The 7,504-nt window shown below is 59.9% G+C and carries 10 protein-coding genes and 1 pseudogene; 2 read left to right on the forward strand and 9 right to left on the reverse strand.

Annotation, left to right across the window (positions count from 1 at the left end; genetic code table 11):
* Nucleotides 1-231: 231 nt before the first annotated feature.
* From B9Z34_RS14320 to B9Z34_RS14340, 6 genes are all read right to left on the reverse strand, one after another.
* Nucleotides 232-651 (reverse strand): pyridoxamine 5'-phosphate oxidase family protein, encoded by a 420-nt coding sequence (locus tag B9Z34_RS14320; protein ID WP_369907705.1) that lies wholly within the window; start codon nt 649-651, stop codon nt 232-234.
* Complete coding sequence (locus B9Z34_RS14830) at nt 533-850, reverse strand: pyridoxamine 5'-phosphate oxidase family protein (protein WP_369907707.1); 318 nt, start codon at nt 848-850, stop codon at nt 533-535. Before B9Z34_RS14830 ends, B9Z34_RS14320 begins: the two co-directional genes overlap by 119 nt.
* Nucleotides 851-855: 5 nt before the next feature.
* Nucleotides 856-1,521 (reverse strand): nucleotidyl transferase AbiEii/AbiGii toxin family protein, encoded by a 666-nt coding sequence (locus B9Z34_RS14325; protein ID WP_108428787.1) that lies wholly within the window; start codon nt 1,519-1,521, stop codon nt 856-858.
* 10 nt (nt 1,522-1,531) lie between these two features.
* Nucleotides 1,532-2,014, reverse strand: a complete 483-nt coding sequence (locus B9Z34_RS14330; RefSeq protein WP_108428788.1) for a helix-turn-helix transcriptional regulator — start codon at nt 2,012-2,014, stop codon at nt 1,532-1,534.
* A 223-nt stretch (nt 2,015-2,237) separates the two neighbouring features.
* On the reverse strand, nt 2,238-2,957 hold the full coding sequence (locus B9Z34_RS14335) for a GIY-YIG nuclease family protein (RefSeq protein WP_233249640.1): 720 nt from the start codon (nt 2,955-2,957) through the stop codon (nt 2,238-2,240).
* A 172-nt stretch (nt 2,958-3,129) separates the two neighbouring features.
* On the reverse strand, nt 3,130-4,965 hold the full coding sequence (locus tag B9Z34_RS14340; protein ID WP_108428790.1) for a glutamine--tRNA ligase/YqeY domain fusion protein: 1,836 nt from the start codon (nt 4,963-4,965) through the stop codon (nt 3,130-3,132).
* 162 nt (nt 4,966-5,127) lie between these two features.
* Between B9Z34_RS14340 and B9Z34_RS14345 the strand changes: the two genes are divergently transcribed.
* Nucleotides 5,128-5,493, forward strand: a complete 366-nt coding sequence (locus B9Z34_RS14345; RefSeq protein WP_108428791.1) for a hypothetical protein — start codon at nt 5,128-5,130, stop codon at nt 5,491-5,493.
* Here the strand turns inward: B9Z34_RS14345 and B9Z34_RS14350 are convergent.
* Nucleotides 5,490-6,011, reverse strand: a complete 522-nt coding sequence (locus tag B9Z34_RS14350) for a TIGR02281 family clan AA aspartic protease (RefSeq protein WP_158268735.1) — start codon at nt 6,009-6,011, stop codon at nt 5,490-5,492. The genes B9Z34_RS14345 and B9Z34_RS14350 overlap by 4 nt on opposite strands.
* A 10-nt stretch (nt 6,012-6,021) precedes the next feature.
* Entirely contained in the window at nt 6,022-6,420 is a 399-nt protein-coding gene (locus tag B9Z34_RS14355) for a DUF2306 domain-containing protein (protein ID WP_108428793.1), read from the reverse strand.
* 120 nt (nt 6,421-6,540) lie between these two features.
* Here B9Z34_RS14355 and B9Z34_RS14360 point away from each other — a divergent pair, with 120 nt between their 5' ends.
* Nucleotides 6,541-7,365: an undecaprenyl-diphosphate phosphatase gene (locus tag B9Z34_RS14360; RefSeq protein ID WP_108428794.1), complete on the forward strand. Its 825-nt coding sequence runs from the start codon at nt 6,541-6,543 to the stop codon at nt 7,363-7,365.
* A 29-nt stretch (nt 7,366-7,394) separates the two neighbouring features.
* Here the strand turns inward: B9Z34_RS14360 and B9Z34_RS14835 are convergent.
* A pseudogene (locus B9Z34_RS14835) lies at nt 7,395-7,504 on the reverse strand (IS110 family transposase); the annotation flags it as partial.

The following is a 7,504-nucleotide window of genomic DNA, read 5'->3' on the forward strand; positions in this document are numbered from 1 at the left end:
TCGCGCCTAATCTTCGGGTGACCGATGCGATCAGGCGATGGCAGGACCTACGCTACCGTTTGGCTGAACCGAGCCGAAAACGCCGCTCACAGAGGGCAACGTTGCGTAAGATATTAAGTTAGCGCATGTGCGCGCATGCGGGTATCCACGGCAGCCGAAGGCATGGACCCCGGATCAAGTCCGGGGTGACAAATGTTTGTCCTACTCGCATAGGACTGTTATGCCCGCGCCTCAAAGCGACTGCCGATAACGCTCCAGCATCTGGGCTTGTGACTCCACCTCAATCTCCTCGCCTCTGAAGGCGCTGATCTGGTCGCGCATCATCTCGCTCATGCTGGGCATTTGTGCCCGGTCGGTCTGGCGCGAGGCATCCCACAAGCCCGAACGCATGAACGCCTTGGCGCAATGCAGGTACACCGACTCCACCGTCAGGCGGATCACCAGCGCGGGTGTGCGCCGCGCATCGGCACACAGCGCCAGGTCAGCCGGGTCGGTGGACAACACAGCGCGGCCATTCACGCGCAAAGTCTCGTCAAAGCCCGGCACCATGAACAAAGTGCCCAAGCGGCTCGTGGCAACGATGTTCTCCAGCGTGTCCAGCCGGTTGTTGCCCGGCGCATCGGGCACCAGCAGCGTCTGCGCGTCCAGCACCTTGACGAAACCCGGCTCCCCCCCCGCGCGGCGACGCGTCCATGTGCCCATCCGCATCGCTGCTGGCCAACACCACAAAGGGCGACAAACCAATGAACTGCACCGCATGCACGTCGAGCGATGGGATTTCTTTTTTGAGCGAACGCTCACGGGCAGGGCCGTAGAGCTGGCGCAGGGCTGTGAGGGTGGTGATGTGCATGGTTGCTATGCAATTTTTGAGAGGAATTCGTTGACTTGCTGCGCGGCTTTGTCGTAGCGGGGTCGGTAGTTCAAGGTGTCAATCGCCTCAAACTGTGCTGACAGCACGGTCCGCCTCTGTTCAAGCTGCGACAAAAAAGCCTCACGATGGCGTGTCAGATAAGACGCAGCCGTGATTAAGGCATCCGGCTCACGTTCGATCACCAAAGCCAGATCGAACAGATCACGGGCTGTGGCCCGGTCGCCGCGGTGCCACAGTTTTTTGGCGACGATTTCCGCTGAGGTCTCAACTTTGACTTTGCGCCCCAGCAAGGTCCACTCTTCAAACGGCTGGGCCGTCAAGTTGGGTGATGCCACAAAATCAATCTCACCTTCGGGGCGCAGCAGCTTCACAAAGCCAGGTCCTTCCACATAGTCCTGCGACACACTTTCAGCTGCATCGTTCAGCCGAGGCGTTACAAAACCCAGGTACTGTGGATCGGGCACAAAGATATCGATGTCTTTGCTCAACCTGTGCTGGTGTCGCAGCATTAACACCGTGCCGCCGCCAAACGTCCAGAACGGATCAGCGATGCCCCGCAGCCCAATCTCGTCGATCAGCGTGAAGGCATGCGGCAACAAAGTTTGCCAAATGCCCTTTGGCAGATCGCGTGGCTGGGTGTTGCTGCGCATGTGTGTGACCTTAAACCCAAGCCGTCCGAGGCGACTGCAAAGCCTGCGCCCAAGCCGTCAGGTTTTTCCAGAGTGTCTTGGGGGGCGTATGGGTGCGCTGAGCCACTTCCTCCAGGCCAGAAACGATCAAAGGCAACGGCGCTTCGTCGAGCAGGGTGGACACTTGGGGCAGCAGTGCATCAGGCAGCTCACCGCTGATCAGCGCCTGCGCCAAAGCATCGGGCATGAGCGCTGTTTTGTAACTCACGCTGGTGGTTTGGCTCAGCAAAGCCAGTGCCTGTGTGCGGGGCGTGCGGGTTTGCGCTGTCAGATCCATGCCCAGCAAATGCAGCAAGCCCAACAAACGGTGCGTGCCCAGATCGACCAAGCTGCCGTTTTCCAGCTGGTTGATGGTGGCTCGCGACAAACCAGACAACCGCGCCAAACGCGCCTGCGACAGCCCCAAGGCTTCGCGGCGGGTTTGGATGAGTAGGCCAATGTCAGTGAGGTTCATGGCTGCATTGGAGCATTAAGGCTAATAAATGTCAAAAATATTCGACATTTATTCGATGAGAAAGTACTATCAGCGCTAAAACCCTGACCCCGGCGCACTCAAAAACGCCAGCTACTCACAAGAGACTTTGGTCCTGCTGACCATTCGGCATCACCGGCAGCTGTCGTTAGATTTTGCGAGGCTGTGGCCGTCAGCACCTGAACGCTAGGGCAGTCTTTTACGGTCAGTTGGCATCCCTATCGATCACGCCCTGTCGTTTGACTTCGTCCAAAGTCTTGCCCGATGCTGTTTTCCATTCGACCCAGCCATTGGCTGATCGCCCCATGACGGCCATGGCGGCTGTGCTGGGACTGGAGAACAAGTAATCTCGCGTGAAAACCAGCAGCGATCCCGTGCTGTCGGTTTGTTTGGCCAAAATGCCTTCTGTGACTAACTGGCTGCGCATGCGCTCGTGAGAAGTTCCCTGAATGTGAGGAACGATCTCTGCTCGCCCCTTCGAACCTTTGTGAACCACAAAACCTTCGGTGGTGTATTCGCCCACGCCGTCGGCCCCTGAACCCTTGCAATAGAACAATTCGACGATGCCTTTATCGGTTGGGGCACTGGTCAAGGGTTCAAAAATGGGCTGGCCCAATGTGGCCAACAAAGTGGCTGCGGTTTCGTGAATCTCATGACAATCCGCTTGCAAAGGAGCAGGTGTGTAGGGCTGCGATCCGGTGTTGCCGTTTTCCAGACCATAACGTCCTGCCTTGGTGGCTTCTGCAATAGCCAGCCATTCCAAAAACAATGCATGCGTTTGCGTCAAGCTGTTGGTCAGCGAGATGACGACGAAAGCGCGGTTCCAAAAATCTTTGTTCTGATGGTGTTGCTCCAAGCGCTTGCCCACATTGCCTGATTGTCCGATGTAAGTGCGAGGTAAACCCGCCTCAGACAATTCACCCATCAAAAAGTACACGCCCACTTGCTGGGCCTCTGGCATCTTCAGGAAGTCGGCCAGTTGGCTGCGCGGCACCTCGATCACACGAACAATGCGGGTTGTGATCTCGGCCACGCGCATGCCGCGTGGGTCGCCGGATGGTAGAAAGATTTGTATGGTTTGAGGGCGTGAGCTCAATTCATTTACCCCAGCTGTCCTTCAACCCCGTCACCCGGTTGAACACCGGCTTGGTGCCCGCCACATGGTCCAAGCGGTCCGCCACAAAGTACCCAAAGCGCTCAAACTGGAACTTCTGGTCTGGCTGCGCCCCGGCCAGTGATGGCTCCACATACGCAGTCACCACTTTCAAGCTGTCCGGGTTGAGCGACTGCAAGAAGTCCTTGCCACCCGCATCGGGGTGGGCTTCGGCAAACAGGCGGTCGTACAGGCGAACCTCGGCTTGCACGCCGTCTGCCACGGCCACCCAGGTAATGGCGGCTTTGGCTTTGACGTTGTCGGCGCCGGGGGTGCCGCTCTTGGTGCCGGGGATGACTTTGGCGTGCACCTCGGTTACGCGTCCCGCCGCGTCGCGTGCGCAGCCCGTGCATTCGATCACGTAGCCGCCTTTCAGGCGCACCAAGTTGCCAGGGAACAAGCGCTTGTAACCCTTGGGCGGCACTTCTTCAAAGTCTTCGCGCTCAATCCACACCTCTTTGCCGATCTTGAACACACGGTCGGCGGGTGGCGTTTGGCCTTCAGCAATCGCGCTGTGGGGCAGGGCGGGTTGGCTGCAATCTTCTGTGTAGCCGTCGCTGCCAAAGGCCTCGGCCCAGTTGGTCAGCACGAGCTTGACGGGGTCGAGCACGGCCATGCCGCGGTGGGCCTTGTTTTCCAGGTCTTCGCGCAGGCAGCCTTCGAGCGTGCTGTAGTCGATCCAGCTGTCGCTTTTGGTCACGCCAATGCGGTCGGCAAACAGGCGCAGGCTCTCGGGCGTGTAGCCCCGGCGGCGCAGGCCCACGATGGTCGGCATGCGCGGGTCGTCCCAGCCGCTGACTTTGTCTTCATTGACCAGTTGCGCCAGCTTGCGTTTGCTGGTAATCACATAGGTCAGGTTCAGGCGGGCAAATTCGTATTGTTTGGGGCTGGGCGCGGCCAAGAGTTTGCACTCGCACAGGCGCTCCATCAGCCAGTCGTAAAACGGGCGCTGGTCTTCAAACTCCAGCGTGCAGATGCTGTGGGTGATTTGCTCCAGCGCGTCTTCAATCGGGTGGGCAAAGGTGTACATCGGGTAGATGCACCATTTGTCGCCCGTGTGGTGGTGGGTGGCGCGGCGGATGCGGTAGATGGCTGGGTCGCGCAGGTTGATGTTGGGCGAAGCCATGTCGATCTTGGCACGCAGCACGGCGGCGCCGTCGGCCAACTTTCCGTCGCGCATCTCGCGGAACCGCGCCAGGTTTTCTGCCACGGTGCGGGTGCGGAAGGGGCTGTCCACGCCGGGCTTGCCAAAGTCGCCACGGTTGGCGCGCATGTCTTCGGCGCTTTGTTCGTCCACATAGGCGTGACCGGCTTCAATCAAGGCCTCGGCGGCGCGGTACATGAAGTCGAAGTAGTCGCTGGCCTGGTAGGGCGCGGCGCTGCCGGGGGTCTGGCCCAATTGCGCCCAGTCAAAGCCGAGCCACTTGACGGCGTCGATGATGCTGTTGACGTATTCGGTGTCTTCTTTTTCGGGGTTGGTGTCGTCAAAGCGCAGGTGGCACACGCCGCCGTACTCTTGGGCCAGCCCGAAGTTGATGCAGATGCTTTTGGCGTGGCCCACGTGCAGGTAGCCGTTGGGCTCGGGCGGAAAGCGGGTGCGGATCTTGGCCGGATCGGGCTCGCCCTTGGCGTGGTGCGCGGCGTCGCCCGGGCTGCCCGCCCAGCGGCGGCTGGCGTAGGTGCCAAGTTCGAGGTCTTTTTCGATGATTTGGCGCAGGAAGTTGCTGACTTTGTGGTCGGCGTGGTCGGCGGAGCTGTTCGGGGCGGTGGGGGTGGTCATAGCGTCTGATTTTAGGGGGTGGCGCAGGCCCGGCCTGGCCTGGCCCGTTACGAATGGAAACCACTGTAAAGCGCTGACGGTGCACCGATCAGCGGGCTGCCGCGCTAAAGGCCCAGGGAGTCCGCATTCAAGAAAAGCCAACGCCATCAGAGGACCTTTGTCATGCCTTATTCGTTCAAACCGTCTTTTTCAAGAGCCATCGCGCTGTTTGGCCTGCTGGGCTTGGGATTGGCACAGGTGGGCTGCGCCCATCCAGTGGTGGTCGAGCCGTCGGTGGCCGTGCATTCGCGCATCGGCAATTTCCCTGTGTATGCCCAGGTGGGCGTGCCCGGTCCGGTGATTTACAGCCCGCCGCCCCGGGTGATTTACGCGCCGCCACCGCCACCCCGTGTGATTTATGTGCCTCAGGTTTATGGCCCGGCCTATGGTTGGGATCATGGCCATGGTCGTCATTTCAAGGGCCATGAGCGCAAGCATGATCAGCACGACGACCGTGAATACGGGCGCGGCGGCTGGGGCTATCGCTAGGATGGTGGTCGCTGACGCAGAACCATCTCGTCGCGGCGGATTTCCACATCGAAGTGCTTCAGGAAGTCCTGGCCCAGCAGGGCTTGCTCGGGCCGAAGCCCGCTCAGGCCCACGGTGACGCTGGCATCGTTGTGCACCAGGTGCCCCGCCCGCACGGGCACGCTGCGCACCAGCTGGCCGGGCCGCTGGCCGTTGGCGGTATTCAAAGTGATGCTCTGGCCCGCTGGCAGTCCGGCTTGCGTGGCCAGCGCTTCGCTCACGCTCACATGGCTGGCCCCGGTGTCCACCAAAAAGCGCACAGGCTGGCGGTTGACTTCACCCTCCACATGAAAATGCCCGTCGTGCTGGCGCGGAATGACCAAATCCCCCGAGCTGAGCGCATAGGGCTTGAGGCTGGCCTGGCGCTTTTGCTCGATGCGGTCAAACACCAGATATAACACCCCGGCCACGGCCAGCCACACAGCGGCGATGGCGAGGGCGCCGAGGCGGGCGGTTTTTTGAAGTTGAGGATGTGACACGCCTTGCAATTTAACTGGACCACAGCCATTGGCCGAGATACCGTCCCGGCAAAAGGGTGAATGCCCCGGTCACGAGGCATGCCCACACGTAGAGCCACTGCATGGTTTTACGGTGACCGGCAATCTGACCTTCAGCCAAAAAGCGAAACGCCCGGTACAGACTGAACAGGGTCAGGGGAATGAGCAAGTAGATCGGGGTGTAACCCCAAATGTTGGGCAAATTGAAGTCGCGTATGAACAGCCCAGTGAGGGCCGCACCCAGCATGCAGGTGACCCAGGCGTAACCGAATGCCCGGTGAAGCCGGGGGCGTACGATGCGGCCCATGCGCGCCCAAAGTGCCAAGGGGCCTACAGCTGTGGCGGTCAGGGCCAAGGTCATGTGAACGGCGATGGTGGGTGTCAGTTGCACGGTGCCTCCTGAAGTCTTTGTTTGCTCTGCACTGTGACACAGCTTTTGACGGTGATTCCCGCGCCTCGTTCTGGCGCGCTGCCCAACAGCGATAATCCACGCAGTTTTTGAGGAGCCTTTGTGGATTTGATGCTGTTGCTGAAAGCCGCCGTGATGGGTGTGGTCGAGGGTTTGACCGAGTTCTTGCCGATCTCGTCGACCGGGCATTTGATTCTGGCCGGAGCTTTGCTGGGCTTTGACGATGACAAAGCCAAGGTGTTCGACATCGCCATCCAGACGGGCGCGATTTTGGCGGTGATCATTGTGTATTGGCAAAAGATCAGCAGCACGGTGCGTGCCTTGCCGCGCAGCGCAGATGCCCAGCGTTTTGCCTTGAACGTGTTCATCGCCTTTGTGCCTGCCGTGATCTTGGGCCTGTTGTTTGGCAAGGCCATCAAGGCGAACCTGTTCACGCCCGCCGTGGTGGCGACCAGTTTCATCATTGGGGGCTTCATCATTTTGTGGGCCGAGCGTCGGCAAGCCCGTGCCGTGCGCATTGGCGAAGTGGAAGACATGCGTTGGCAAGACGCCTTGAAGGTGGGTCTGGTGCAGTGTCTGGCCATGATCCCAGGCACCAGCCGCAGCGGCGCGACCATCATCGGCGGCATGCTGCTGGGCATGTCGCGCAAGGCGGCGACAGACTTTTCCTTTTACCTGGCGATTCCTACACTGATCGGTGCCGGGGCTTACAGCCTGTACAAAGACCGTGCCTTGCTGAGCCTGGCCGATGCCCCGATGTTCGCGGTGGGCCTGGTGTTCTCGTTTTTGAGCGCCTGGGTCTGCGTGCGCTGGCTGCTCAAGTTCATCTCGACCAACAGCTTCGAGGTGTTTGCCTGGTACCGGATTGTGTTCGGTCTGGTGGTGCTGGGAACCAGCTACAGCGGGCGGGTGACCTGGGCGGCTTGAGGTCTCGGGGGTAGATACTGTGATGCGTGTCAAGCGCAGTGAAGTGCCGAGTTGAACGGTTTGTTCGACTTGAGCACACCAACAGCCACATGAACGAGCTTGCGCATCATGGCACCAATGATCAGTTTGGGCGGTTTGC

Origin of the sequence: Limnohabitans sp. Hippo3 (genome assembly GCF_003063665.1) — a bacterium.
In the GTDB taxonomy this organism is placed as follows: Bacteria; Pseudomonadota; Gammaproteobacteria; order Burkholderiales; family Burkholderiaceae_C; genus Limnohabitans_A.